25 protein-coding genes are annotated in these 25221 nt (G+C 74.3%); 14 read left to right on the forward strand and 11 right to left on the reverse strand.

What is annotated here, in order from left to right; translation table 11 throughout:
- Positions 1 to 83 precede the first annotated feature (83 nt).
- From ACFZP7_RS05235 to ACFZP7_RS05245, 3 genes are all read left to right on the forward strand, one after another.
- Positions 84 to 560, forward strand: a complete 477-nt coding sequence (locus tag ACFZP7_RS05235; protein WP_019327390.1) for an Lrp/AsnC family transcriptional regulator — start codon at positions 84 to 86, stop codon at positions 558 to 560.
- Positions 561 to 579: 19 nt separating this feature from the next.
- The gene (locus tag ACFZP7_RS05240; protein ID WP_385633965.1) at positions 580 to 1275 is read left to right on the forward strand and encodes an HAD family hydrolase; all 696 of its coding nucleotides are present in this window, start codon (positions 580 to 582) and stop codon (positions 1273 to 1275) included.
- A 118-nt stretch (positions 1276 to 1393) separates the two neighbouring features.
- Positions 1394 to 2134 carry a DUF4142 domain-containing protein gene (locus ACFZP7_RS05245; protein ID WP_210899735.1) on the forward strand — a complete coding sequence of 247 codons (741 nt, stop codon included), beginning with the start codon at positions 1394 to 1396 and terminating at the stop codon, positions 2132 to 2134.
- Between the two features lie 18 nt (positions 2135 to 2152).
- Here the strand turns inward: ACFZP7_RS05245 and ACFZP7_RS05250 are convergent, their stop codons facing one another.
- Positions 2153 to 2962: a LysR family substrate-binding domain-containing protein gene (locus ACFZP7_RS05250; protein WP_385633966.1), complete on the reverse strand. Its 810-nt coding sequence runs from the start codon at positions 2960 to 2962 to the stop codon at positions 2153 to 2155.
- Positions 2963 to 3020: 58 nt separating this feature from the next.
- On the opposite strand from ACFZP7_RS05250, the gene ACFZP7_RS05255 reads away from it, so the two are divergent.
- Complete coding sequence (locus ACFZP7_RS05255; protein WP_385633967.1) at positions 3021 to 3419, forward strand: DUF5997 family protein; 399 nt, start codon at positions 3021 to 3023, stop codon at positions 3417 to 3419.
- 37 nt (positions 3420 to 3456) lie between these two features.
- Here the strand turns inward: ACFZP7_RS05255 and ACFZP7_RS05260 are convergent, their stop codons facing one another.
- From ACFZP7_RS05260 to ACFZP7_RS05270, 3 genes are all read right to left on the reverse strand, one after another.
- Positions 3457 to 3948 carry a DUF1360 domain-containing protein gene (locus ACFZP7_RS05260; protein WP_019327395.1) on the reverse strand — a complete coding sequence of 164 codons (492 nt, stop codon included), beginning with the start codon at positions 3946 to 3948 and terminating at the stop codon, positions 3457 to 3459.
- Entirely contained in the window at positions 3935 to 4345 is a 411-nt protein-coding gene (locus tag ACFZP7_RS05265; protein WP_385633968.1) for a DUF2267 domain-containing protein, read from the reverse strand. The genes ACFZP7_RS05260 and ACFZP7_RS05265 overlap by 14 nt, the downstream gene beginning before the upstream one ends.
- 247 nt (positions 4346 to 4592) lie before the next feature.
- The gene (locus tag ACFZP7_RS05270) at positions 4593 to 5666 is read right to left on the reverse strand and encodes an MGDG synthase family glycosyltransferase (protein WP_385638342.1); all 1074 of its coding nucleotides are present in this window, start codon (positions 5664 to 5666) and stop codon (positions 4593 to 4595) included.
- A 248-nt stretch (positions 5667 to 5914) separates the two neighbouring features.
- Here ACFZP7_RS05270 and ACFZP7_RS05275 point away from each other — a divergent pair, with 248 nt between their 5' ends.
- The 3 genes from ACFZP7_RS05275 (at position 5915) to ACFZP7_RS05285 (ending at position 8706) form a co-directional block, all read left to right on the forward strand.
- Complete coding sequence (locus ACFZP7_RS05275; RefSeq protein WP_385633969.1) at positions 5915 to 6769, forward strand: SDR family NAD(P)-dependent oxidoreductase; 855 nt, start codon at positions 5915 to 5917, stop codon at positions 6767 to 6769.
- 43 nt (positions 6770 to 6812) lie between these two features.
- Positions 6813 to 7739: a DMT family transporter gene (locus ACFZP7_RS05280; protein ID WP_019327399.1), complete on the forward strand. Its 927-nt coding sequence runs from the start codon at positions 6813 to 6815 to the stop codon at positions 7737 to 7739.
- A 148-nt stretch (positions 7740 to 7887) separates the two neighbouring features.
- Entirely contained in the window at positions 7888 to 8706 is an 819-nt protein-coding gene (locus tag ACFZP7_RS05285; protein ID WP_385633971.1) for a polysaccharide deacetylase family protein, read from the forward strand.
- Between the two features lie 427 nt (positions 8707 to 9133).
- Here the strand turns inward: ACFZP7_RS05285 and ACFZP7_RS05290 are convergent, their stop codons facing one another.
- Genes ACFZP7_RS05290 through ACFZP7_RS05305 form a run of 4 tightly spaced genes read right to left on the reverse strand, consistent with a single transcriptional unit; the run spans position 9134 to position 13965 of the window.
- Positions 9134 to 10264 (reverse strand): XdhC family protein, encoded by a 1131-nt coding sequence (locus tag ACFZP7_RS05290; protein WP_385633972.1) that lies wholly within the window; start codon positions 10262 to 10264, stop codon positions 9134 to 9136.
- The gene (locus ACFZP7_RS05295; protein ID WP_031018737.1) at positions 10257 to 12401 is read right to left on the reverse strand and encodes a xanthine dehydrogenase family protein molybdopterin-binding subunit; all 2145 of its coding nucleotides are present in this window, start codon (positions 12399 to 12401) and stop codon (positions 10257 to 10259) included. Before ACFZP7_RS05295 ends, ACFZP7_RS05290 begins: the two co-directional genes overlap by 8 nt.
- On the reverse strand, positions 12398 to 13390 hold the full coding sequence (locus ACFZP7_RS05300; protein WP_359417946.1) for a xanthine dehydrogenase family protein subunit M: 993 nt from the start codon (positions 13388 to 13390) through the stop codon (positions 12398 to 12400). The genes ACFZP7_RS05295 and ACFZP7_RS05300 overlap by 4 nt, the downstream gene beginning before the upstream one ends.
- A complete protein-coding gene (locus tag ACFZP7_RS05305; protein ID WP_031018740.1) occupies positions 13387 to 13965 on the reverse strand; it encodes a (2Fe-2S)-binding protein in 579 nt (192 codons plus the stop codon). The genes ACFZP7_RS05300 and ACFZP7_RS05305 overlap by 4 nt, the downstream gene beginning before the upstream one ends.
- Positions 13966 to 14173: 208 nt before the next feature.
- Here ACFZP7_RS05305 and ACFZP7_RS05310 point away from each other — a divergent pair, with 208 nt between their 5' ends.
- Entirely contained in the window at positions 14174 to 14764 is a 591-nt protein-coding gene (locus ACFZP7_RS05310) for a TetR/AcrR family transcriptional regulator (protein WP_019327405.1), read from the forward strand.
- Here ACFZP7_RS05310 and ACFZP7_RS05315 read toward each other — a convergent pair.
- Positions 14727 to 15572, reverse strand: coding sequence for a response regulator (locus tag ACFZP7_RS05315; protein ID WP_127442259.1), 846 nt, complete (start codon positions 15570 to 15572; stop codon positions 14727 to 14729). The two genes, ACFZP7_RS05310 and ACFZP7_RS05315, sit on opposite strands and share 38 nt — an antisense overlap.
- Positions 15569 to 17215, reverse strand: a complete 1647-nt coding sequence (locus ACFZP7_RS05320; RefSeq protein ID WP_046250228.1) for an ATP-binding protein — start codon at positions 17213 to 17215, stop codon at positions 15569 to 15571. Before ACFZP7_RS05320 ends, ACFZP7_RS05315 begins: the two co-directional genes overlap by 4 nt.
- Before the next feature lie 445 nt (positions 17216 to 17660).
- Here ACFZP7_RS05320 and ACFZP7_RS05325 point away from each other — a divergent pair, with 445 nt between their 5' ends.
- The 3 genes from ACFZP7_RS05325 to ACFZP7_RS05335 are packed head-to-tail and all read left to right on the forward strand — an operon-like array spanning position 17661 to position 20684.
- On the forward strand, positions 17661 to 18647 hold the full coding sequence (locus ACFZP7_RS05325) for a tripartite tricarboxylate transporter substrate binding protein (RefSeq protein ID WP_046250227.1): 987 nt from the start codon (positions 17661 to 17663) through the stop codon (positions 18645 to 18647).
- Positions 18644 to 19183 carry a tripartite tricarboxylate transporter TctB family protein gene (locus tag ACFZP7_RS05330; protein WP_175461578.1) on the forward strand — a complete coding sequence of 180 codons (540 nt, stop codon included), beginning with the start codon at positions 18644 to 18646 and terminating at the stop codon, positions 19181 to 19183. The genes ACFZP7_RS05325 and ACFZP7_RS05330 overlap by 4 nt, the downstream gene beginning before the upstream one ends.
- 1 nt (position 19184) lies before the next feature.
- On the forward strand, positions 19185 to 20684 hold the full coding sequence (locus ACFZP7_RS05335; protein WP_019327410.1) for a tripartite tricarboxylate transporter permease: 1500 nt from the start codon (positions 19185 to 19187) through the stop codon (positions 20682 to 20684).
- A gap of 33 nt (positions 20685 to 20717) precedes the next feature.
- Here the strand turns inward: ACFZP7_RS05335 and ACFZP7_RS05340 are convergent, their stop codons facing one another.
- Positions 20718 to 22214 carry a GAF domain-containing protein gene (locus ACFZP7_RS05340; protein WP_385633973.1) on the reverse strand — a complete coding sequence of 499 codons (1497 nt, stop codon included), beginning with the start codon at positions 22212 to 22214 and terminating at the stop codon, positions 20718 to 20720.
- A 169-nt stretch (positions 22215 to 22383) separates the two neighbouring features.
- Between ACFZP7_RS05340 and ACFZP7_RS05345 the strand changes: the two genes are divergently transcribed.
- From ACFZP7_RS05345 to ACFZP7_RS05355, 3 genes are read left to right on the forward strand one after another with little or no spacing between them, the layout of a single operon-like run.
- Positions 22384 to 23382: an amidohydrolase family protein gene (locus ACFZP7_RS05345; RefSeq protein WP_385633974.1), complete on the forward strand. Its 999-nt coding sequence runs from the start codon at positions 22384 to 22386 to the stop codon at positions 23380 to 23382.
- Between the two features lies 1 nt (position 23383).
- Positions 23384 to 24184, forward strand: a complete 801-nt coding sequence (locus ACFZP7_RS05350) for an iron-sulfur cluster assembly protein (RefSeq protein ID WP_385633975.1) — start codon at positions 23384 to 23386, stop codon at positions 24182 to 24184.
- Complete coding sequence (locus tag ACFZP7_RS05355) at positions 24181 to 25218, forward strand: NAD(P)-dependent alcohol dehydrogenase (RefSeq protein ID WP_385633976.1); 1038 nt, start codon at positions 24181 to 24183, stop codon at positions 25216 to 25218. Before ACFZP7_RS05350 ends, ACFZP7_RS05355 begins: the two co-directional genes overlap by 4 nt.
- Positions 25219 to 25221 lie beyond the last annotated feature (3 nt).

Consider the following 25221-nt stretch of genomic DNA (forward strand, 5'->3'; position numbering starts at 1 on the left):
TTTTTCACTGGGCCATTGGTACAGTTTCGGCGGCACTCTTACGGCCACCGGAGAGCCAATGGCCGACGAAGGGACCCCGCGCCATGGCCGTCGACGAACTGGACACCCGCATCCTGCGGCTGCTGCTGGAGCAGCCCCGCACCAGCGTCCGCGAGTACGCCCGCGTCCTCGGGATCGCCCGCGGCACGCTCCAGGCCCGGCTGGACCGGCTGGAGCGCGACGGCGTGATCACCGGCACCGCGCCGTCCCTCTCCCCCGCCGCGCTGGGCCATCCGGTGCTCGCGTTCGTGCACATCGAGGTCACCCAGGGCCACCTGGACGAGGTGGGCGAGGCGCTGGCCGCCGTCCCGGAGATCGTCGAGGCCTTCTCCATCACCGGCGGCGGGGACCTGCTGACCCGGGTCGTGGCCCGCGACAACGCGCACCTGGAGGACGTGGTCCAGAAGCTGATCAGCCTGCCGGGGGTGGTGCGCACCCGTAGCGAGGTGGCGCTGCGCGAGCGGGTGCCCCACCGGCTGCTGCCCCTCGTGGAGTCGATCGGGCGTTCGGCGCGCCGGTGATCCTTGGCATGCTGGACGCATGAGTTCTCTCGACGGCATCTCGGTCATCTTCGATCTCGACGGCACGCTCGTGGACAGCGAGCCGAACTACTACGAGGCGGGCCGGCAGACCCTCGCCGAGTACGGCGTCGACGACTTCACCTGGACCGACCACGAGGGGTACGTGGGCATCAGCACCCAGGAGACGGTCGCCGACTGGAAGCGGCGCTACGGGCTGCGGGCACCGGTCGAGGAACTGCTCGCCGTCAAGAACCGCCACTACCTCGACCTGGCCCGCACCTCCGCCCGCGCCTACCCCGAGATGCGGAAGTTCGTCGAACTGCTCGCCGGCGAAGGGGTGCCGCTGGCGGTGGCCTCGGGGTCGTCGCCCGAGGCCATCTCCGCGATCCTGGCCCGCACCGGGCTGGACTCGCTGCTGCCCACGGTGGTCTCGGCCGACGAGGTGGCGCGGGGCAAGCCGGCCCCGGACGTCTTCCTGGAGGCGGCTCGACGGCTCGGCGCGGACCCGGCCGACTGCGTGGTCCTGGAGGACGCCGCGCCGGGAGCCGCCGCCGCGCACGCGGCCGGGATGCGCTGCATCGCGATCCCCTACGTCGCCGCCCAGGCGGACGCCCCGGAGTTCACCACCGCCCAACTGCTGGTGCGTGGCGGGCAGAGCGAGTTCAGCGCGCGGGCGGCGTACGCGTGGCTGGAGCGGTCGGTACGGGCCGGCTGACGCGTTCGCGGTGGACGGGGCGGCCACCCGCCGGATTTTTTACCCGTCGAGGTGATCGCTTCGCCGCCCCCGTCCGTACCTCCTGGTGTCCGAGCCTGTCCTCGCTCCAGGAGGCACGATGCGCATCACGCGCACCACGGCAGGGGCCGCCTTCGTGGCCGGTGCCCTGGTCCTCACCCTCACCGCGCTCGCCTACCCGACCATGCTGGGGGTGCGGAACACGGGCAACGACCAGGCCCGGATCATCGCCGACACGCTCTACGGGCCGCTGACCGAGGCCGACCGTGACTTCGTGGTGAAGGTCCGGGCCGCCGGGCTGTGGGAGCACCCGCTGGGGCTGATGGCCATGGAGCGGGGGACGACGCCGGAGATGAAGGAGGCCGGCGAGCACCTGGTCGTCGGTCACGCCCGGCTCGACGCGACCTGCCGCAGGATCGCGCCGGAGCTGGGCATCACCCTGCCGAACCTGGCCTCACCGCAGCAGCAGCAGTTCGTGGCGACGGTGGACGGGACCACGGGCAGACAGTTCGACACCACCGCGGTGAACATCATGCGCATCACGCACGGGCAGATCTTCCCGGCCATCGCCGACATCCGCGCCAACACCAAGAACTCCCTGGTGCGGCAGCTCGCCGACCAGGCCAACGACACCGTGCTGGACCACATCACGGTGCTGGAGAAGACCGGCCTGGTCAACTTCGACCAGGTCAACTTCCAGCAGTCCGCCCCGCCGAACCTCCCCAAGGCGCAGCTCACCCCGCCCGCCCCGCAGCCGGGCGAGCCGGTGCTCTCCCTCACCTCGCCGCCCGGCCTGGAGGTCAACACCTCGGCGCCCAGCCCCAGTCCGACGGTCCGGTGAGACGAGGGCGCTTCGGTGTCAGCCGCGGCGGGGTCGGCCGCGCTTGGCGCCCTTGCCGCTGCCGCCGCCCTTCCCGCCGCCCCTGCCCGCGTTCCCGCCGCCGCGGGCGGTGCCGCCCGCGCCGCGTCGGGCGCCGCCGGTCTGCTTCCCGCCCGCCGGTGTGCGCCGTGCGGGGGCGGCTTGGGTCCGTTCGCCCTTCCGCGGCGCCTGCGCGGGCTGCCTGCCCCGGGTGCTGTTGACGGTGCGGCCCCGGACGATGCCGATGAAGTCCTCCACCCGGTCGCTGTGCGCGTCCTCGGGCCAGGACAGCGCCACGCTCGACTCGGGGGCGTCGGTGACCGTCCGGTAGGTGAGGTCCTTGCGGTGGTGCAGCCGGGCCAGCGACAGGGGGACGAGCAGCACGCCGATCCCGGCGGCCACCAGCTCGACGGCGTCGGCCGTGGTCGCCGGACGCTCCAGGGCGGGCCGGCCCGGGGGCCGCTCCCAGCCGAGGACATCGTCCAGGGGGTGCAGCACGATCTCGTCGGCCAGGTCCTCGACGGTCACCTCGTCGGCCGCGGTGACCAGGTGGTCCTTGGGGATCACGACGACCGTGGTCTCGGTGTAGAGCGGGATCGCGCTGAGGGCGCTCCGGTCGACGGGCAGCCGCACCAGACCGGCGTCCGCGCCGCCGCCCAGCAGCACGCCCGGCGCCTCGGCGGCGGGGACCTGGGTCAGGGTCAGCGGGACGTCGGGCAGCCGCTCGTTCCAGATGCGCACCCATTTGTCGGGCGTCACCCCCGGGACGTACGCGAGCCGGAACGAGGGGGTTTCTTCCGAGCCTGTCACCGGGCCAGGTTACCGGGCGTGGTCTCGGGCCGCTCACACGCTCGATACCCTTGACACCATGACGTCGCACCAGAACACCCAGACCATGAAGCCCGCGACCGCGGCGAAGAAGCTGGGTGTGTACCTCGAGGCCACACCCGCCGAGTTCCGGGAGGGCGTCGTCACGCGCGCCGAGCTGAACGCGCTCCAGACCGACCCGCCCGCGTGGCTGCGGGACCTGCGCCGCGACGGCCCGCACCCGCGGCCGGTGGTGGCGGCCAAGCTGGGCGTCTCCATCGCCGGGCTGCACCGGGGCGGGGTGGCGGAGCCCCTCACCACCGAGCAGATCGAGGCGCTCAAGGAGGAGCGGCCCGAGTGGCTGGAGCGGGAGCGGGCCGTGCAGGCCGACGTCCGCAAGGAGGCGGCCCGGGTGAAGAAGCTGCACGCCGAGCGGGCGGAGCAAGCCGAGCGCGACTGACCGCCCTCCCGCCCCTGATCAGTCGCTCACCCGCCGCTCACTGTTCGGCCTTCTGCTCGGTGGCGCTCCAGGCGTACTGCAGCCAGTCCGAGACCACCACGGCGCTCAGGCCGGCGCAGACCAGCCGGGCGGCCCGGGGCGCGACGGCGTAGGTGCCGACCAGCCCGCCGGCCACCCAGGTGGAGGTGCAGAAGGGGCAGGAGACCAGGTCACCGACGGCCCGCCGCAGGCCCGTGCCGCGCGGGGCGTCCATCACCTCGCTGCCCTCCCCCTCCCGCTCGCGCCGGGTGAACGGCGCCCGCAGGAAGCTGGTGACCTTGTCCTTGGTCAGCAGCCGGGACGCCTTGAACGTCGCCGTTCCCAGCAGGGCCACGTCCCAGGCGGGGACGGTGTCGGGCAGGCGCAGCCCGCGGCGCCACGCGGTCAGGGCGAACACACCGGCCCCCGCCACGAAGGTCGTCGCGAGCGTCGCGTAACCGCGCAAGGGGGTGTCGTCCCCGTCGTCGTAGCGCTGTTCACCGTCCGTCATGGGTACCTCCTTCGGGGCCGCCCCTTCGGCCGAAGAGGTCGGCGCAGTCCACGGGCAGACGGGCGAGGAGATGGTCGACGCGTTCGCCGGGCACCGCCTCGCCGAGGGTGGCGAGCACCGCGCCCGCGTCCCACTCCGCCGTCCGTGGCCGGGCGCCGGTCTGCTGGGCCACGCGCCGCAGGAACTCCGCGCGGCCGAACGCCTCGGAACGCCCGCGTTCCAGGAGCAGCGCCTCGTCCAGGGGCGCCGGCAGGTCGGCGGCCAGGGAGGCGGCCTCCTGAGGGCCGACGCGGGACGCCAGCACCCACAGGACCGCCGCGGTGACCTGCTCGGCCTCGTCGTCGCTGTGGTACTCGCCGCGGTCGCGTACCAGGGTCAGGAATTCGTGGAGCCGCACGGCGCCGCCTCCTCCTTCACCGGTCACCGGTTCTCGCCGCCGGGCGGGTGCCCCTCGGCGGGGTGGGGAAACGGGCCTGGTTCCCAGGGTCCGGGGGTGGCCTCACGGCGGGGTGGCCTCACGGCGGGGTGGCCTGACGGCCGGGCGTGGGCTCACGGTCCGGGGGTGGGCTCATCGTCCCGGCGTGGGCTTAGGGTCCGGGCGTGGCCTCACGGTCCGGGCGTGGCCTCACGGTCCCGGCGTGGGCTCACGGTCCCGGCGTGGGCTCGGCGTCGGCGGCGGCGAGTATCCGGGTGAGCGCGTCGTCCGTGAACAGCGCGCGCCCGGCGGCGATCCGCTCCCGCCGGGCCGGCCCCGGGGCGGTGAGCCTCCGCAGGACGCCGAGCAGAGCGGCGTCGTCCTCGGCGACCTCCGACACACCCAGCGCGGCCATCCGGCGCACTCCCTGCGCGCCGTGGCCGGGGATCGGACGGTGCCCGACGACCGGCAGCCCGGCGGCGAGCGCCTGTACGGCGGTCTGGCCGGCGGCGTTGTCCACCAGGGCGCGGGCCGCGTGCAGCAGGCCGGGCATGTCCGTCACCCAGCCCAGCGCGAGCACGCCGGGCACGGCGGACAGGCCGCGGCGCAGCCGTCCGTTGTCCCCGCAGAGCACGACCGGCAGGAAACCGTTCCCCGCCAGGAGCCGGACGGTCCCGTCCAGGTGCGAGCCCACCCCCCAGGCGCCCGCCGAGAGCACCACGGCCGGACGGCCGGGGCCGAGCCGGCCGAAGAGCGAGCGCCATCCGTCCGCGCCGGGAGCGTCGGCGAAGAACTCCGGCGCCACCACGGGACCGCAGACCTCCGCGACGGTGCCGGTGCCCGCCCGCGCCTCGCGCGCCGCCTCCCGCGTCAGGCACAGGAGCCGGTCGTTGCCCGGGTGGAGCCACTGCCGGTGGACCTCGAAGTCGACGACGAGGACGACACTGGGCACGGACAGCAGCCCGCGGGCCCGGAGGTGGCCGGTGAGCTGGGCGCCGAGGTGGAAGACCGGGACGACCACGTCCGCACCCGTACGTCCCGCCAGCTCGACCAGGCGGCCCCCGGCGAGCCGGGCCAGCGGAGTGCCGCCGGGGCGGCGTCCGGGGCCCGGGCGCAGGAACAGGCGGTAGAGAGCGGCGTACGCCCAGGGGAAGTGGCGCACCGACCCTCGGTAGAAGTGCCGGAGCGCGGCGCCCAGGCCGTACGGCAGCAGGGCGAGGACGTCGACGACCCGGGCGTCGTCACCGCGCTCCCGGGCCCGGCGGACCAGTTCGGCGGCGACCGTGTCGTGCCCGGCGCCCATGCTCGCGCTGACCACCAGCAGACGTCTGCCGCGCGCCGGGCGGCGCGGGGCGGACCGGAGGGGCGCGGAGGGGCTGCGAGGAGGCACGGCGCTCCAGTTGCCCGCCCGAAGTGTTCCAAACCGTACAAACCTGAGCGTTTCGGGCGCTCGCTCGGGGATACTCCGAGACCGCCCGTCCGGCCGCACGCCGGGGCCCGACAGCTCGGCCGGCCGGGTTCAGGTGTACGGCCCGAGCCAAGGTGGTCCTCATGACCCACGCGTTCTCCCGCCCCCGGTCCGCCCCAGGACCGCAGGTCGTCGCGCCCCACGCGGGCCACGCCAGGCCGGGGCGGGAGCCCGTCGGCGGAACGGGCACGCGCACGCGCACCGCGCTCGTCACCGGCGCGTCCTCCGGCATCGGCGCGGCCGTGGCCCGCCGGCTCGGCGACGAGGGCGGCTGGCGGCTGGTGCTCAGCGGACGGGACCGGGAACGGCTGCGCACGGTGGCCGAGGACACCTCGGCCACGGCGTTCGCCGCGGATCTCGCCGTGCCCGGTGCCGACCGGCAGCTCGCCGACTTCACCCTGGCCACGGTGGGCCCGGTGGATCTGCTGGTGGCCGGTGCCGGGGTCGGCTGGGCGGGTGAGTTCCGCGACATGCCCGCGCACGCCCTCGACCAGGTGCTGGACGTCAATGTGCGGGCCACGCTGCGACTGGTGCGGCTGGTGGTGCCGGGCATGGTGGAGGCCGGGTCGGGGCGGGTGGTGCTGATCGGGTCGCTGGCGGGGAGTGTGGCGGTGCGCGACGAGGCCGTGTACTCCGCCGCCAAGGCGGCGGTCGGCGCCTTCGCGGACGCGCTGCGCTATGAGTTGCGCGGCACCGGCGTGGGGGTCACGCATGTGGTGCCCGGTGTCGTCGACACCCCGTTCTTCGAGCACCGCGGCACTCCCTACCGACGGTCCCGGCCGCGTCCGGTGCCTCCCGAACGGGTGGCCGAGGCGGTGCGGACGGCGGTGGAGCGGGGCCGGGACGAGGTGTACGTGCCCGGCTGGCTGCGGCTGCCGTGCCGGGTGCGGGGAGCGGCACCGGGACTGTACCGGCGGCTGGCCGCGCGGTTCGGATGACGTGCGGCGCGGATGAGTTCCGGATGAGCGGGAGCGCGCGGCGGTGAGTGCCCTCACCGTCGTCCTGGCCCTGCTGGCGGCGCTGTCCAACGCGGCGGCGTCGGTGCTGCAGCGCCGGGCGGCGGCCCAGGACGAGGGCCGGGCAGGGGCCCGGCACACGGTGGTGCGCTCCCTGCTGCGGCTGGTGCGCGACCGCTACTGGGTGGGCGGGGCGCTGCTGCTGGCGCTCACGACGGTACTCCAGGGGGCGGCGCTGGCGGTGGGGAGTCTGGCCGTGGTGCAGCCCCTGATGGCCAGTGAGCTGCTGTTCACCCTGATGGTCGGAAGTCTGGTCTTCCACCGTCGCCCGGACCTGCGGACGTGGCTGGCGTTCGTGGCGCTGGCCGCCGGTCTCGCCCTGTTCCTGGGCGCCGCCGCGCCGGCGGCCGGCCACGACACCGCCGACCCCGGCCGGTGGGGCTGGGCGGGCCTGGTGCTGTTCGTCGTGGTGACGGCCCTCGCCTCGGTCGGCAGCCTGGTGCGGGGCGCGCCCCGGGCCGCGCTGTTCGGCTCGGCGTCGGCCGTGGCGTTCGGCGGTACGGCGGCGCTGCTGAAGGAGGTCACGGGCCGGCTCCCGCAAGGGGTGGGCGCGGTGCTGACCCAGTGGCCGGTGTACGCGACGGGCGTGGTCGGCGTCATCAGCTTCCTGCTGCTGCAGAGCGCGCTGCGGGCGGGGACCCTCGCGGCGTCGCAGCCGGCGCTGACCCTCGGCGACGCGCTGACCAGTGTCGCCCTGGGCTGGGCCCTGTTCGGCGAGGAGATCGCGCTCGGGGTGCGGGTGCTGCCCGAGGTGGTCGGCATCGCCCTGATCGGTCTGGGCAGCGTGGGGCTGGCGCGGGCACCGTCGGTCCACGGCGCGTGGGACACGGCCCCGGCGGCGCGGGACGGGCCGGGGACGGACGCGTGGGAGCAGGGACGGCGGGGGGCATGACGGCAGGCGGGGCCGGCGTCGCGACGCCGAGGACGGCGCCGGACGGAACTCGGAGGGGGCAGGAGCGGACCGGACCGCGCGGGAGAGGCCCGGGCGGGACCGGAGCGAGCGGGACGGGCAGGACGGGCAGGACAGGAGAGGCCGACGTATGAGTGAGGGTTCCCGTGCCGCACGGGCGGCGTGCGCCGTCGTCCCGGTCGCCGCCGCTCTGGCGCACATCGGCCCGGCCGCGACCTGGCTGCACGGGCCGCGCCGGCGACTGCTGCCCGCGCTGGCCGGAAAGGGCCGCCCCGATCACGTGGCCCTCACCTTCGACGACGGGCCCGACCCCGTGTCCACGCCGCTCTTCCTGGACGTGCTCGACGGGCTCGGCGTGCGGGCGACCTTCTTCGTCCTGGGCGAGAACGTCGTACGGCATCCGGCGCAGGCCCGTGAGCTGGCCCGGCGCGGGCACGAACTCGCCGTCCACGGCTGGTCGCACGACCGTCCCTGGCTGCCGTCACCGGCGCGGGACGCGCGCGAGCTGCGGCGGGCCGTCCGGGTGATGCACGAGACCACCGGACGGACCCCGCGCTGGTACCGCCCGCCCTACGGCATCCTCACCACCGGCCGCTGGGCCGCGGCCCGGCGCCTCGGCCTGCGGCCGGTGCTGTGGACGGCGTGGGGCAAGGACTGGCGGCAGGACGCCACGCCCGGCTCGGTGCGCGCCACGGTCGCGGCCGACCTGCGCGGGGGCGGCACCGTCCTCCTCCACGACACCGACCACGCGTCCGCCCCCGGCAGCTGGCGGGCGGCGCTCGCCGCCCTGCCCGGCCTCGTGGGCGACTGCCGCGCGGCGGGACTGGAGGTCGGGCCGCTGCTGGATCACGGGGTCGCCGGGACGACCCGTGTCCGGGAGGCCGAGTCGGGTGTTCCGACGACGCCGGGAGCGGTTCCGTTCCGGTCACCGGCGCCCGGACAGCCGTGACGGCATGAGGGACGGGCAGCCGCCGCCCGGCCCGGTCGCCGGTCACGGCGTGGACCGGCGGCCGATCACCGCACGGGCGGCAGACCACCGGTGTCCGCGCGGACGCGAAGCCGGTGTCCGCCCGGAGGGGCCTCCACCGGCTGGCCGTCGCCTGCCGGCCCCGCCCGTACCGGCGAGCGGCGGACCACCCTCGCCCGGCGTGCCGGCCGGTCCGGGCGGCGGCTGTCCGGACCGGCCGCCGCCCGGCAGGCAGCCGGAAGCCGAGCCGGGGCCCTGGACCAACTCTCCCGCCCCCTTGCCAGTGCCCGCCGACGTCCGTCCCGCGCCGCCGGGCGACGGGTGCGACGGGCGACGGGCGACGGATCACCCCCCTGCCGACGTGCCGACCGTCCGGACCGGCCGCCGTGTCAGGCCACCGGCCGCCCTGTCAGGCCGGGGCTCCGGTCAGTTGGCGGTGGATCGGGGCGGCGCCGCCCGTCAGGGGGAGCCCGGTTCCGCCGTGCCGCACGGCGACGATCTCCGCCGCGATGGAGAGCGCCGTCTCCTCGGGGGTCCGGGCGCCCAGGTCCAGGCCGATCGGAGAGCGGAGGCGGGCGAGTTCGCGCTCGGTCACGCCCGCCTCGCGCAGCCGCCGGTCGCGGTCCTCGTGGGTGCGGCGCGAGCCCATCGCCCCGACGAAGGCGACCGGCATCCGCAGGGCCTCCGTCAGCAGCGGCACGTCGAACTTGGCGTCGTGGGTCAGGACGCACAGCACCGTGCGTTCGTCGGTGGGGGTGCTCCGCAGGTAGCGGTCCGGCCAGTCGACGACGACCTCGTCGGCCTCGGGGAAGCGGGCGGGCGTGGCGAAGACGGGCCGGGCGTCGCACACCGTCACATGGTGGCCGAGGAACTTGCCGGCCCGCACCAGCGCCGCCGCGAAGTCCACCGCGCCGAAGACGATCATGCGGGGCGGCGGCACCCGTGACTCGACGAGCAGGGTGAGCCCGCCGGGGCAGTGCGAGCCGTCCTCCGACAGGCCGACCGTGCCGGTGCGGCCCGCGTGCAGCAGGGCCCCCGCCTCGGCGACCGCCGTGCGGTCCAGGTCCGGCCGGCCGCCGAGACCGCCCTCGTACGAGCCGTCGGAGCGGACCAGCAGCGCCCGGCCCAGCAGCTCGGCGGGGCCCTCGACGACCCGGGCGAGAGCCGCGGTGCCGCCCCGGGCGGCGGTGGACAGCGCCGCCCGGAACACCTCCCGCTCGGCAGAGCCCGCGCCGACCGGCGTGATCAGTACGTCGATGACCCCGCCGCAGGTGAGGCCGACCGCGAAGGCGTCCTCGTCGCTGTAGCCGAAGCGCTCGCGCACCGTCTCCCCGCTGCTCAGGGCGGCGGCGCACAGCTCGTACACCGCGCCCTCCACGCAGCCGCCGGAGACGGAGCCGATCGCCGTGCCCTCGCTGTCGACGGCGAGGGCCGCGCCGGGTCCGCGCGGCGCGCTGCCGCCGACGGAGACGACGGTGGCGACGGCGAACTCGCGGCCCTCCTCCAGCCAGCCGTGCAGCTCGGCGGCGATGTCAAGCATCGGTGCCGCTCCCGTCGGCGCGCGCCGACAGCACCCGGTCGGGACGGATCGGGAGGCTGCGGTGGCGCACGCCGGTCGCGTGCCGGACGGCGTTGGCGACGGCCGCCGCCGCGCCGACGATGCCGATCTCGCCGACGCCCTTGATCCCGACCGGGTCGTCCGGGTCGTGGTCGTCCACCCAGTCGGCGTCGACGTCGCCCACGTCGGCGTGGGTGGCGACGTGGTAGCCGGCCAGGTCGGGGGCGTACAGCCCGCCCGTGGCGCGGTCCCGGACCGCCTCCTCGTGCAGGGCCATGGAGATGCCCCAGATCATGCCGCCGACGAGCTGGTTGCGGGCGGTGAGGGGGTTGACGATGCGGCCGGCCGCGAAGATGCCGAGCATGCGCCGGACCCGCACCTCGCCGGTGGCGGTGTCCACGGCGACCTCGGCGAACTGCGCCCCGTAGGAGTGCCGTTCCTTCTGTGCGAGGGCGCCGAGTGCCTCGGTCGTGTCGGAGCGCACGGTGATGCCCTCCGGGGGGACGGCCGGGCCCAGGGCGAGCCGCTCGCGCAGTTCGCGGGCCGCCTCCGTGATCGCCCAGGCCCAGGAGCGGGTGCCCATCGAGCCGCCCGCGATCATCGCCGGCCCGAAGTCGCTGTCGCCGATCCGGACCCGGACCCGCTCGGGCGTGACCTCCAGCGCGTCGGCGGCGACCAGGGTGAGCGCGGTCCGGGCGCCGGTGCCGAGGTCGGCGGCGGAGATCCGCACGGTGAAGGTGCCGTCGGCCTCGGCGGTCAGCAGGGCCGTGGAGGGTCCGGCGCCCGCTCCGAAGGAGGCCGCGGCGGTGCCGGTGCCCAGCAGCCAGCGTCCCTCGCGGCGGATGCCGGGACGCGGGTCGCGCTCCGCCCACCCGAAGCGGCGGGCGCCCTCGCGGAAGCAGGCCGCCAGGTTGCGGCTGCTGAACGGCAGTCCGGAGACCGGGCCGGCCTCGGGCTCGTTGCGCAGGCGCAGTTCGATCGGGTCGACGCCGCAGCGCTCGGCGAGTTCGTCCAGCGCCGACTCGATGGCGAAGGACCCCGGCGCCTCGCCCGGAGCGCGCATGAACGTCGGGGACGGCACGTCGAGCCGTACGACGTGATTGGCGGTGCGGTGGGCGTCGGCGTCGTACATGACCCTCGCGACGCCGGCGCCGGGCTCGACGAACTCGTACACGGTCGAGGTCTGGTTCAGCGAGCGGTGCTCCAGGGCGCGCAGCCGGCCGTCGGCGTCGGCGCCGAGCCGGACGCGCTGGACGGTGGGACTGCGGTGGCCCGCCAGCGAGAACATCTGGCGCCTGGTCATCACCACGCGCACCGGCCGCTGCAGGACGGTCGCCGCCATCACGGCGGACACCTGGTGGGCGCGCAGGCCCTTGCTGCCGAAGCCGCCGCCGATGTGTTCGGAGCGCACCCGCACGGCCGACTCGTCGAGGGAGAACATCTTCGCCAGCTCGGTCTGGACCCAGGTGGCACCCTGGTTGGAGTCGATCACCTCCAGCCGGCCGCCGTCCCACAGGGCCGTGGCCGCGTGCGGCTCCATCATGCTGTGGTGCTCTTCGGGGGTGGTGTACTCCTCGTCCACGACGACGGCGGACGCGGCGAGCGAGGCCGCCAGGTCGCCCTTCTCGGTCTCGGCGGGCATGTGCCCGTCGGCAGGGTAGGCGCCGGGGTGGTCCGCGGTGAGCACCGTGTCGTGCGGCTCCTCGTCGTAGGTGACGACGAGGGCCTCGGCGGCCTCCCTGGCCTGCTCGGGCGTCTCGGCGACCACGAGGGCGACCGGCCAGCCGACGTGCGGCACCCGGTCGTCCTGGAAGACGGCGGCGGTGGGGTCCGGCGGGATGCCCAGCATGCCGACGTAGTCGGTGTCGACGCGCGGCGCGTTGCCGTGATGGAGCACGGCGAGGACGCCCGGCATGCCGAGGACGGCGTCGGTGTCGAGGGAGCGGACGCGGCCACGGGCGACGGTGGACAGGGCCAGCCAGCCGTGGGCGAGGTCGGCGAAGGGGATCTCGCCGGCGTAGCGGGCCGCCCCGGTGACCTTGTCGCGGCCCTCCACGCGGGTGTGCGCGGTGCCGACGGCGCCCTTGACCGCCGTAGGGCCGGTCGTGGCGGTGGTCATCGGGTGGCCTCCTCGGCGAGTTCGGTCAGGACGGCCACCATGAGGTTGCGCATGAGGGTCACCTTGTATCCGTTGTCGGGCAGCGGCTTCGCGGCCGCGAGTTCGGCGTCGGCCGCGGCGGCGAAGGCCGCGCCGTCGGCGGGGCCGCCGACGAGCACCCGTTCGGCGGCGCGGGCGCGCCAGGGCCGGGAGGCGACCGCCCCGAGGGCCAGCCTCGCGTCGCGTACGACGCCGTCCTCGACGTCGAGCGCGGCGGCCACCGAGCCGATGGCGAAGGCGTACGAGGCACGCTCGCGCACCTTGCGGTAGCGGGAGCGTGCGGCGACCGGCGCGGGAGGCAGGACCACGCCGGTGATCAGCGCACCGGGCGGCAGGGCGGTCTCGCGGTGCGGGGTGTCGCCGACGGGGAGGTAGAAGTCGGCCAGCGGTGACTCGGCCGGTCCGTCGGGGGTTTCGTAGGTGACGACCGCGTCGAAGGCGGTGAGGGCCACCCCCATGTCGGAGGGGTGCACGGCCACGCAGTGGTCGGTGGCGCCCAGGATGGCGTGGTTGTGGTGCTCGCCGGTGACGGCGGGGCAACCGCTGCCCGGCGCCCGCTTGTTGCACGGCTTGCTCACGTCGGTGAAGTAGCCGCAGCGGGTGCGCTGGAGGAGGTTGCCGCCCACGGTGGCCATGTTGCGCAGCTGCCCGGAGGCGCCGGCCAGGACCGCCTGGGCCAGTGCCGGGTAGCGGCGGCGCACCTCGGGGTGCGCGGCGAGGTCGCTGTTGGTGACGGTGGCGCCGACGCGCAGTCCGCCCTCGGGCGTGACCTCGATGCCGTCCAGGGGGAGTTCGCGGACGTCGACGAGGTGGGCGGGTCGTTCGACGCCGGCCTTCATCAGGTCGACGAGGTTGGTGCCGCCGCCGAGGTAGCGAGCGTCGGGGTCGGCGGCGAGCAGGGCCAGCGCTCCGGAGACGTCACGGGCGCGCCGGTAGCCGAACTCCCTCATGCGGTCGTCTCCTTCGCTTTTCCGTCGGTCGCCTCGGCGTGCTCCCCGGCGGCGCGGGCGACCGCCTGGAGGATGGAGACGTAGGCGCCGCAGCGGCACAGGTTGCCGCTCATCCGTTCGCGGATCTCCTCCGGCGTCAGGGGTGGCGGTCCGGCCTCGGGCCGGACGTCCTCGGTGGCGGCGCTGGGCCAGCCGGCCGCGTGCTCCTCGATGACGGCGACGGCCGAGCAGATCTGGCCGGGCGTGCAGTAGCCGCACTGGTAGCCGTCGAGGTCGAGGAAGGCCTGCTGCACCGGGTGCAGCCGGTCGCCGTCGGCCAGGCCCTCGACGGTGGTGATCTCGTGCCCCTCGGCGGCGACGGCGAGATTCAGACAGGAGACGGTGCGGCGCCCGTCGACCAGGACGGTGCAGGCACCGCACTGGCCCTGGTCGCAGCCCTTCTTGGTGCCGGTGAGGTCGAGTCGCTCGCGCAGGGCGTCGAGCAGGGTGGTGCGGTGGTCGACGGTCAGGTGGTGCTTCTCGCCGTTGATGTTCAGGGTGACGGCGCTGGACGTCGACGAGGGCGCTGGGGCCATGTTCAGCCTTCTTTGGTGTCTGGTGACAGGAAACGGGCTGTAGGCGGGGGGTCTGTCCCTGGGCGGAGGTCACCGGCCGGTTCCACCGGCCGCGTCCGCCGCTAGAGTGGGCGGGTAACCGGACAACTGTCCGCCCACTCGAAAACGTAACGGACAGTTGTCCGCTTAGCAAGGTCGGGATTCGGTCACGAACCCGGTAGGAGGACGAGTGCCGCAGCCGAAGAAGGACAAGCCGGACACTCCCCTGCGCTCGGACGCCCAGCGCAACCGCGAACGCATCCTGGAAGTGGCCACGGAGGAACTGACGCACTGCGCGAACGCCCCGTTGAGCGCCATCGCCAAGAAGGCGGGGGTCGGGCAGGGCACCTTCTACCGCCACTTCCCGAGCCGCGAGGCGCTGGTCCTGGAGATCTACCGCTACGGGATGCAGCAGGTGGCCGACGCCGCACCCCGGCTGCTGGCCGACCGGGGGCCCGAGCGGGCGCTGCGGGAGTGGATGGACCACCTCGCCGAGTTCGCCATGACCAAGGCGGGTCTCGCCGACGCGATCCGGCTGGTCACCAGTGCGCCGGGGGCGCCGGAGAAGCCGCGCCCCACTCCGCTCATGGACGCGGCCGGCCTGCTGCTGCGGGCCAACGAGGAGGCGGGCACCATCCGCCCGGGGGTCTCCGGCGACGACTTCTTCGTCGTCATCGGCGGTCTGTGGCTGATCGGGCCGGGCGACGACTGGCAGCCGCGGGTCACCCGGTTCCTGGACTTCGTCATGGACGGGCTGCGGGCGGGAGCGCCCGGCCGGTGACCGCGTCCCGGAAGCGGTAGCGGCGCTCGGGGCGGCCCGCCACCCCGTAGCGCAGGGAGACGTCCGCACGGCCCGCGGTGTGGAAGTACTCCAGATAGCGGCGGGCGCTGACCCGGGACACGCCGGTCAGCGCGGCGCACTCACTGGCCGACAGGGTGCCCTCGGCCGCACGGAGGGTGCGTTCGACCAGCTCGGCGGTCTCCGCGCTCATGCCCTTCGGCAGGGCCGGCGCGACCGGTGCCGCCGCGCCGGCCAGCACCCGGTCGACGTCGGCCTGGCTGCGGACCACGGTGCCGAGGAGCCGGCCCCGCTGGACGGCGTAGCGCTCCAGCCGGACCCGCAGGTCCTCGAACTCGAACGGTTTGAGCAGGTAGTCGACCACGCCGTGCCGTACGGCGCCGCGCACCGCGTCCGCCTCCCGGGCCGCGCTGATGACCATGACGTCGCAGTCGTGGCCCGCCGCGCGCAGCCTGGGGATGACGTCGAGGCCGAAGAGGTCCGGCAGATACAGGTCGAGCAGGACGAGGTCGGGGCGCAGCTCGGCGACGGCGGTGAGGGCCTCCTCGCCGGTACCGGCGACCCCGATGACCCGGAAGGGCTCGACGCGCTCGACGAAGGCCCGGTGGACCCGGGCCACCATGAAGTCGTCGTCGACCACCAGCACGCCGATGGCGGAGCCGTCGTCCCGGGGCACCCGCGCCCCGGACACGGCGGTCCCGGCGCGCGTCGCACGCGTGGCGGACGCGGTGCTCGTCGCGGTGGTGGCGGTGGTGGCGGCCGGACCGGCCGTGCCGCTCGTACCCGTCATGGTGCTGCTCCTTCCGCCACCGCGTCGGTGAGGTGGCTGACGGTCATGCGTGCGGTGAACATGGCCCCCTCGGGGGTGTTGGTCACCGAGATCTCGCCGCCGTGACGCTCGCAGACCAGCCGCGTCAGCGCCAGGCCGATGCCGCGCTCGCCCTGCCGGGCGGCCTTGGTGGTGAAGCCGTGCGCGAAGACCTCGCGGGCCAGTTCGGGGGCCACGCCGGGCCCGGAGTCCCGGACCACGATCTCCACGCTGGAGGCGTCCTGCCTCAGCTCGACCTCGACCCAGGCCCCGTGGTCGTCACCGGCCGCCGCGGCGGCGTCCACGGCATTGTCGACGAGGTTGCCGACCACGGTGGCGACGTCGGCGGCGTCCTCGGGGGCGAGCCGGTCGAGCGCCGTGCGGTCCGAGAGGCGCAGGGCGACCCGGCGCTCGGCCGCGAGGGACGTCTTCGCCGTCAGCAGCGCGGCGACGGCGGTGTCCCGGACCCGGCGGCTGAGGGTGACGTCGAGGGACTGCCGGCGCTGGTTGAGGGCGCGGATGTAGCGCACCACCTCGTCCTGTTCGCCGATCTGGATGAGCCCGGAGATGGTGTGCAGCTGGTTGGCGAACTCGTGGGCCTGGGCGCGCAGCAGCTCGGAGGTGGAGCGGAAGGAGCCGATCTCCCGCTCCAGGCGGGCCAGTTCGGTGCGGTCGCGCAGGGTGGTGACCGAGCCGAGCGGACGGCCGTCCTTGGTGACGGTCATCCGGTTCATGACCAGGACCCGCCCGTTGCGGACCACGACCTCGTCGCGCGGCTTCGCCGCCTCGGGCGCGGTCCCGGCCAGGACGTCGCGCAGCCGCCCGTCGATACCGAGGCCGTCCAGGCTCTGGCCGACGCAGTCGGCGGGCAGGTCGAGCAGCCGCCGGCCCATCTCGTTGACCAGGGTGAGCCGGTGCTGCGGGTCGAGGGCGACCACGCCCTCGGCGATGCCGTAGAGCATGGCTTCCCGGTGCTCGGCGAGACCGGCGATCTCGCGCGGTTCCAGGCCGAGGGTCTGCCTCTTCACCCGCCGGGCGAGCAGCCAGGAGCCGGCCACGCCGAGGCCGCTGGCGATGCCGAGGTAGGCGAGCAGGTAGGAGGAGGCTCCGCTGAGGCGCTGCCACACCGTCGGGTCGGCCTCGCCGACCATCACCGTGCCGAGGTGGCGGCCGAGGGTCTGGCGGGTGGCGCCGAGCACCGGCACCTGGGCGACGAGTTCCCGGCTGCCCTGCACCGTCAGCGGCCCCGACCAGCCGCGTCCGTCGGTGGCGCCCTCGCCGTGCGGCAGCCGGCCGCCGATCAGCGTGGGGTCGGTGGAGCTGACGACACGGCCCTCGGCGTCGGCCACGGTGACCGAGGTGACGCCGGACTGGGTCTGCGTGGCGTTGACCAGCGGGGCCAGGGCCTCCTGCGGCACGGGACGCAGGAGCTGGCTGCGCACCAGCGGCGTGGCGGCGAGCTGTTCGGCGAGGGCGGTGACCCGGCGGCCCTCGACGCGGTTGAAGGTGGCCCTGGACTGGGCGAGCGAGACGGCGGCGACCGCGAGCAGGACGACCACGACGATGGCGAGCTGGAGGACCAGCATCTCGCCCGCGAGGGTCTGACGGCGGAAGGTGGGGGCCACGGCGGACTCGTTCTCGACTGACGAAGGGGAAGGGCGGGGACGGCAGGAAAGGCGGGGGACGGGAGGAAGGGCGGACGAGGGACGGGAGGAAAAGGCGGGGGACGGCAGGAAGGGCGGACGGGGAACGCGGGGCGGGCGGGGACGGCGGCACGGGCGGGCGAGCGGGTGTGCCGGCTCGCCATCATGGCGCTCACCTGCGGCGAAGGAAAGGGATGTGCCGTCTTCGCAATGAACCGGCGACCCGACGGCGACCGAACGGCCGGCCCGGGAGGGCGCCCGCGGCGACGACCGGGAGGGCCGTCGCGGCGACCGCAATGACCACAACCTCCCTTGGTTCCGCAAGGAAGACAGAAGACCGACGCACAGGCACCATGTGGCCCACGTCACCCTCCCCCACAGGGCCACCCCCCGTACCGATCTACCCAACCGACAGGTGGTGTCATACGTGCGCCTGCGCACCCCCCTTGCCCTGCTCGGGGCCGCCGTGCTCGTGCTCGCGGGACCGCCGTTGCTCTCCACGGGCAGCGACTCCGAGACCGGCACGCAGATCCCCGGCCTGCGCTTCATGGTCCCCAACACGCCCGGCGGCGGTTACGACATCACCGCCCGCACGGCCGCCAAGAACGCCGAGGACGCCGGTCTCACCCACAACATCGAGGTCTTCAACCTGCCCGGAGCGGGCGGCACGGTGGGGCTGAGCCGACTGGTGAGCGAGCACGGCAACGGCAAGCTCGCCATGTCGATGGGCCTCGGTGTGGTGGGCGCGGCCCGCTCCAACCACGCGCCGAAGACCCTCGCCGACACGACGCCGATCGCGCGGCTCACCGAGGAGCAGGACGTCGTGGTGGTCGCCAAGGACTCCCCGTACAAGACGATCGACGAGCTGATCACCGCCTGGAAGAAGGATCCCGGCAAGGTGCCGGTCGGAGGCGGCTCGTCACCGGGCGGGCCGGACCACCTCGCTCCGATGCTGATGGCGCAGGCGGCCGGGATCTCCCCCAAGTCGGTCAACTACATCCCCTTCGACGGCGGCGGCGAGCTGCTCGCCTCGATCCTCGGCAACAAGGTCGGCTTCGGCGTCTCCGGCGTCGGCGAGTACCTGGACCAGATCAAGGCGGGCGAGTTGAGGGTGCTCGCGGTGACCGGCCCGGAGCGGGTCGACGACCTCGAGGACGCGCCGACCCTCAAGGAGTCCGGCTACGACGTGGACTTCACCAACTGGCGCGGCATCGTCGCCCCGCCCGGCCTGTCCGAGGCGGAGCGGAACAAGCTCACCCGCCTGGTCGAGGAACTGCACGCCTCCCCGGAGTGGAAGAAGTCCCTGGAGCAGAACGGCTGGGACGACGCCTTCCTCGCCGGTGAGGAGTTCGGCGCCTTCCTGGACGCCCAGGACAAGCGCGTGGTGTCGGTGCTGAAGGAGCTGGGACTGTGACGACACCTGCTGCCGAGACGAACCCGAAGACCGCCCCCGACCGGCGCTCGTGGCTGCGCGACCACTCCGAACTGGGCGTGTGCGTCCTGCTGCTGGCCCTCGGGGTGCTGGTCCTGACCGACGCGCTGACCATGGACGTCGACATCACCCAGCGCGGCCCGGTGGGCCCCAGGACCGTGCCGATGGTCGTCGGCATCGGTCTGCTGGTGATCGCCGCGCTGCTGGCGGTGGACGTCCTGCGCGGCGGCCGGGGCGAGGCCGAGGGCGGGGAGGACGTCGACCTGTCCGAACCGGCCGACTGGCGCACGGTGCTGCTGCTCTCCGGCATCTTCCTGGGCGCGGCCGTACTGATCGAGCCGGCCGGCTTCCCCGTCGCGGGCGCGCTGCTGTTCTGGGGCGCGGCCTTCGCCCTGGGCAGCCGCCGGGTGGACCGCGACCCCCTGATCGCCGCCGTGCTGTCCCTGCTCACCTACGTCGTCTTCGACAAGCTGCTCGGTGTGCCGCTCCCCGGCGGCCCGCTGATGGGAGTGCTCTGACATGAACGCCCTCAACTCCCTGATGGACGGCTTCGGTACCGCCCTCACGCCGGTCAACCTGCTGTGGGCCGCCCTCGGTGTGCTGCTGGGCACGGCCATCGGCGTACTGCCGGGCATCGGCCCGGCGATGGCGGTGGCGCTCCTGCTGCCGGTGACGTACGGGCTCGATCCGGTCGCCGCGTTCATCATGTTCGCCGGTATCTACTACGGGGCGATGTTCGGCGGTTCGACCACCTCCATCCTGCTCAACACCCCCGGCGAGAGCGCCGCCGTGGTCGCCGCCATGGAGGGCAACCCCATGGCGAAGGCGGGACGCGGGGCGCAGGCGCTGGCCGCCGCCGCCATCGGCCACTTCGCGGGCGGCATGATCGGCACGGTCCTGCTGGTGGCGCTGGCGCCGACGGTGGCGGACCTGGCGGTGGACATCGGCGCGCCGGACTACTTCGCCATCATGGTGCTGGCGTTCATCGCCGTGACCTCGGTGCTGGGTTCCTCGCGCATCCGGGGTCTGGCCTCCCTGCTCATCGGTCTGACGATCGGCCTGGTGGGCCTGGACCAGATGACCGGCCAGCAGCGGCTGACCTTCGGCTCGCTCCAGCTCGCCGACGGCGTGGACGTGGTGATCGTCGCGGTCGGACTGTTCGCGATCGGCGAGGCGCTGTGGGTGGCGGCGCACCTCAGGCGCGGGGCGGCGGAGCCGATCCCGGTGGGCCGGCCCTGGCTCGGCCGCGGTGATGTGAAGCGCACCTGGAAGTCCTGGCTGCGCGGCCCCTTCATCGGCTTCCCGTTCGGCGCGATCCCGGCGGGCGGCGCGGAGATCCCGACCTTCCTCTCGTACGTCACGGAGAAGCGCCTGTCCAAGCACAAGGACGAGTGGGGCAAGGGCGCCATCGAGGGTGTGGCGGGCCCGGAGTCCGCGGCCTCGGCCTCGGCGGCGGGCACGCTGGTGTCCATGCTGACGCTGGGGCTGCCGACCACGGCGGTGGCGGCGGTCATGCTGGCCGCCTTCCAGCAGTACGGCATCCAGCCCGGCCCGCTGCTCTTCGAACGCGAGCCCGAGCTGGTGTGGGGTCTGATCGCCTCCCTCTTCGTCGGCATGGTGCTGCTGCTCGCGCTCAACCTGCCGCTGGCGCCGGTGTGGGCCAAGCTGCTGCGCATCCCGCGGCCCTACCTCTACGCGGGGATCATGTTCTTCGCGGCGGTCGGCGCGTACGCGGTCGGCGGCGAGGTCGTCGACCTGGTGACCCTGCTGATCATCGGCCTGGTCGGCTTCGGCATGCGGCGCTACGGGCTGCCGATCCTGCCCGCCGTGATCGGCGTCATCCTCGGCCCCAACGCCGAGCAGCAGTTGCGCCGGGCCCTGCAGATCAGCGACGGCAGCGTGACCGGCCTGGTCGACACGCCGTTCGCGGTGACGGTGTACGCGGTGATCGTGCTGCTGCTGGCGTGGCCGCTGCTGAAGCGGCTGGTGGTCCGCAAGCGGGCGGGCACCGGCGTGTGATCCCGGCCCGGCGCGGGCGGCCCCGGCTAGGGGTCAGGAGCGGTGGGTGCGGCCCGGTACGTCGATCCCGTACCGGGCCGTCCTGCGGTAGAGCGTGGCCCGGCTCATGCCCAGGCGTTCCGCCGCTTCCGCCATCGTCGTGCCGGGCTCGGTCAGACAGCGCACGATCTCGTCGCGCTCCAGCTCCTGGAGGCGGCCGAGCCGGGACCGGGAGCCGGTGAAGACCTCGGCGGGCAGGTGCCGCGCGTCGACCTCGTCCGCCCGGGAGGCCGCCCCGCGCACCACGCTCCGCAGCTGACGGACGTTCTCCGGCCACTCGTAGGAGGTCAGGGCCCGTACGGCGGCCGGCGTGAAGGTCACTTCGTGGCCCCGGTGGCGGCGCGCGAAGTGGCGGGCGAGCGGCATCACGTCGTCGGAGCGGTCGCGCAGCGGGGGCACCTCGATCACGGTGTCCACGAGCGGGGCCAGCTCGGACGGGACGGCCGAGTAGTCGGACGCGGTCAGCGCGAACGGCTGCATGCGGCCGGCCGCTCCCCCGTCCGGGCGGCGGACCCGGGCGAACATCCCGGCCAGCTCGGCCGCCGCCCACGCGGGCAGCGTGTCCACCCGGGAGACGATGACACAGGTGTCGTCCTTGGCCAGCTCCGGTGTCCACAGCGTCAGCCAGGCCCGGATGTCCTCCGGCGCCGGAGGACGGGCCGCGAGCACCCGCTCACGCGGGGCGGCGGGCCGGCGCGCCGCCGAGAGCAGCGCCGTCCGGCCCGCGCCGCTCTCGCCGACGGCCGCCACGACACGCCCCTCGGCCAGCGCCGTGCGGGCCGTTCCCACGCACTGGCGCCAGGCCGCGGACAGGGGCCGCTCGGTGTCGTCGTAGCCCTCGGAGCCTTCGGCGTAGACCCGGAACACCTCCCCGCGCGGCAGCGGGCGCATCCGGCGGCCCGAGCCCCGCGCCAGCATCAGCGCCGTGGTGCTCCCGGCGGTGGCCTGGGCCAGCGCCAGCAGGAGCTGCGAGGAGGAGTCCGACCAGGTCGTGAGGTTGACGGTGCCGGCCACCTGCCCGGTGACCGGGTCGAGCACGGGGGCCGCGGCGCAGGTGTAGCCGCGCAGTCCGGCGCAGAAGTGCTCCCCGGCCCGCACCAGCGACGGGGCACGGTCGGCGAGGGCGAGGCCGAGGCCGTTGGTGCCGGCGTTGGACTCGGCGAAGTAGAAGCCGGGCGCCAGGTGGACCCGGTCCAGGGACCGGTCGATCGTGGCGTCGTCGCTGAGCCGGCACAGCACCAGGCCCTCGTGGTCGGTGATCATCATGCTGACCGGTTCGTTCGCCAGGGTGGTGCGCAGCCCTTTCAGCACCTCGTGACCGCACTCGTACAGCAGTGACCCGGTGTCCACCGAGCCGGTGAAGACGGGCCGCATCTCCTCCGGCGTCAGTCCGTACGTCTCGCTGCGCCGCCACGACGCCCTGAGGCGGGTGGGGAGCCGGGCGGCCTCGCCGCCCCGCCCGGGGGCGACGTCCGGGTGCGCGTTGTCCACTTCGACCTCCGCGGGACGCGTCGTTGCGCCGACCCCGGTCACGCTACTGCCGGACGGTCCGGTTCTCGCCGGTGCGGGCGTCTCAAAGTGAGACACCCGACGGCTGCCGCCGCCCCTCCCCCGCTTCCTACGGTGCTCCACAAGCTGCCGGCGAGAGGGAAGGGACGCCATGTACCGCAAGGACGGCGAGAACTACTTCATCGTGGACGCGCACGTCGCTCTCTGGGACGCGCGGCCCGAGAACCAGCGCAACATCCACGGGAAGCAGTTCATCGACTGCTTCTACGACTACCACCGCAACCTCAGCCCCGAGTCGGAGCTGTGGCCGTACGAGGACTACCTGTACTACGGCGGCGAGCGGCTGATGAAGGACCTGTTCGTCGACGGGTACGTCGACCACGCGATCTTCCAGCCGGCCCGGCTGGGCGCGTTCTACCGCACCGGCTTCGGGCAGACCGAGGAGGCCTTCGCGCTCACCCGCAAGCACCCCGGCAAGCTGACCTACAACCACTACTTCGACCCGCGTTTCGAGGAGGCCGGCCTCGGGCGGCTGCGCGAGGACGCCGCACGCTTCGGGCTCCAGGGCGTCAAGCTCTACACCGCCGAGTGGAAGGGCGACTCCCGCGGCTACAAGCTCGACGATCCCTGGACCTACCGCTACCTGGAGACCTGCCGGGAGCTGGGCATCCGCAACATCCACATCCACAAGGGCCCCACCATCCGCCCGCTGGACCGGGACGCCTTCGACGTGGCCGACGTCGACAAGGCCGCCACCGACTTCACCGACCTGAACTTCGTGGTCGAGCACTGCGGCCTGCCCCGGCTGGAGGACTTCTGCTGGATCGCCACCCAGGAGCCCAACGTGCACGCCGGGCTCGCCGTCGCCATCCCGTTCATGCACACCCGGCCCCGCTACTTCGCCCAGATCATCGGCGAGTTGCTGTACTGGCTGGGCGAGGACCGCATCCAGTTCTCCAGCGACTACGCGCTGTGGACGCCGAGGTGGCTGGTGGAGCGGTTCGTCGACTTCCGGATACCGGCGGACATGGACGAGTACCCGCAGCTCACCGTCGCCCAGAAGAAGAAGATCCTCGGGCTGAACGCGGCCGCCATGTACGGCATCGACGTACCCGCCGAGTGCCGGCTGCCCGAAGAGGCGGTGGCCTGACATGCGGGCCGCGCACCTGAGGACGGCGGCGCGCGCCGCGCTGGACACGGTGTACGACCCCGAGCTGGACGAACCCATCACCGACCTCGGCTTCGTCCGCTCGCTGACGGCGGACGACGGCCGGATCACCGTGCGGCTGCGGCTGCCCACGTCGTTCTGCTCACCGAACTTCGCCTACCTCATGGCCTCCGACGCCAAGGACGCCCTGACCGCGCTGCCCGGCGCCCGCGAGGTCACCGTCCTGCTCGACGACCACCACGACTCCGACCTGATCAACCGGGGGCTGGCGGCCGACGCCGGGTACCGCGGCACCTTCGGGCACGAGGCGGAGCGGGACCTGGAGGAGCTGCGGGAGGTCTTCCGCCGCAAGGCGCACACGGCCGCCATGGAACGGGCGCTGACGGCGCTGCTGCGCGCCCGGCCGGGTCTGGCCGAGGAGCGGCTGGGCGAGGTGGTGCTCGGCGACCTGCCGGACACCGCGGCGACCCGGGCCCTGCTGCGCCGCCGCGCCGCGCTGGGGCTGGGCACCGCTCCCGCCGACCCGGCGCTCGTGGACGACGAGGGCCGGCCCTTCCCGCCCGGCGAGATCCCGCTGCGCCTGCGCTTCGCCCGGTCCGTGCGCATCTCGATCGACGGCAACGCGCACTTCTGCCGGGGGCTGCTGCGCACCCGCTACCCGGACTCCGCCGCCGACCAGGCGCCTCGATCCGGCGACGAGGGGCACCCGGTGGACGCCGCCCCCGCCGCGCACGGCACGGCACCCGCCGGGCACCCCACGACGACGAGGGAGAACATCGCATGAGAGCAGTCCAGGTCGTCGGGTACGGCGACCACCCGCTCGACAACATCCGCATGGCCGAGGTGCCGGCCCCCGAGGTGTCCGGCCCGCACGACGTGATCGTGCGGATCGGCGGCGCCGGGGTGTGCCGCACCGACCTGCACATCCTGGAAGGGCAGTGGGCCGAGAAGTCCGGCGTGCGCCTGCCCTACACGATCGGGCACGAGAACGCGGGCTGGGTGCACGCCGTGGGCAGCGCCGTCACCGGCGTCGCCGAGGGCGACAAGGTCATCGTCCACCCCCTGGTGACCTGCGGGCTGTGCCGGGCCTGCCGGGCCGGTGACGACGTCCACTGCGCGCAGTCGCTCTTCCCCGGCATCGACACGTCCGGCGGCTACGCCGAGTACCTCAGGACGTCGGCCCGCAGCGTCGTCCGGCTCGACGACTCCCTCGAACCGGCCGAGGTCGCGGCCCTCGCCGACGCGGGCCTGACCGCCTACCACGCGGCGGCCAAGGCGGCGCGGCGGCTCAGGCCGGGCGACCGGTGCGTGGTCATCGGCGCGGGCGGCCTCGGCCACATCGGCATCCAGGTGCTCAAGGCCCTCACCGCCGCCGAACTCATCGTCGTCGACCGCAACCCGGAGGCATTGAAGCTGGCCGGGTCCGTCGGCGCCGACCACGGCGTCGTCGCCGACGGGGACCACGTGGAGCGGGTGCGGGAACTGACCGGCGGCCACGGTGCCGAGGTCGTCGTCGACTTCGTCGGCGAGGGCGGCGCCACCCGCGACGGGGTCCGGATGCTGCGCCGGGCGGGCGACTACCACGTCGTCGGGTACGGCGAGAACATCGACGTCCCGACCATCGACGTCATTTCGTCCGAGATCAACTTCATCGGTAATCTCGTTGGCAGCTACACCGACCTGTGCGAGCTGATGGTGCTCGCGGCGCAGGGCCGGGTGCGGCTGCACACGGCGACGTATCCGCTCGACCGGTTCCGGGACGCACTGGCGGACCTGGACGCCGGACGGGTCCGCGGGCGCGCCGTCCTGGTGCCGTGACCG

Source organism: Streptomyces sp. SudanB5_2050, assembly GCF_964272335.1.
GTDB classification, from domain to species: domain Bacteria; phylum Actinomycetota; class Actinomycetes; order Streptomycetales; family Streptomycetaceae; genus Streptomyces; species Streptomyces rochei.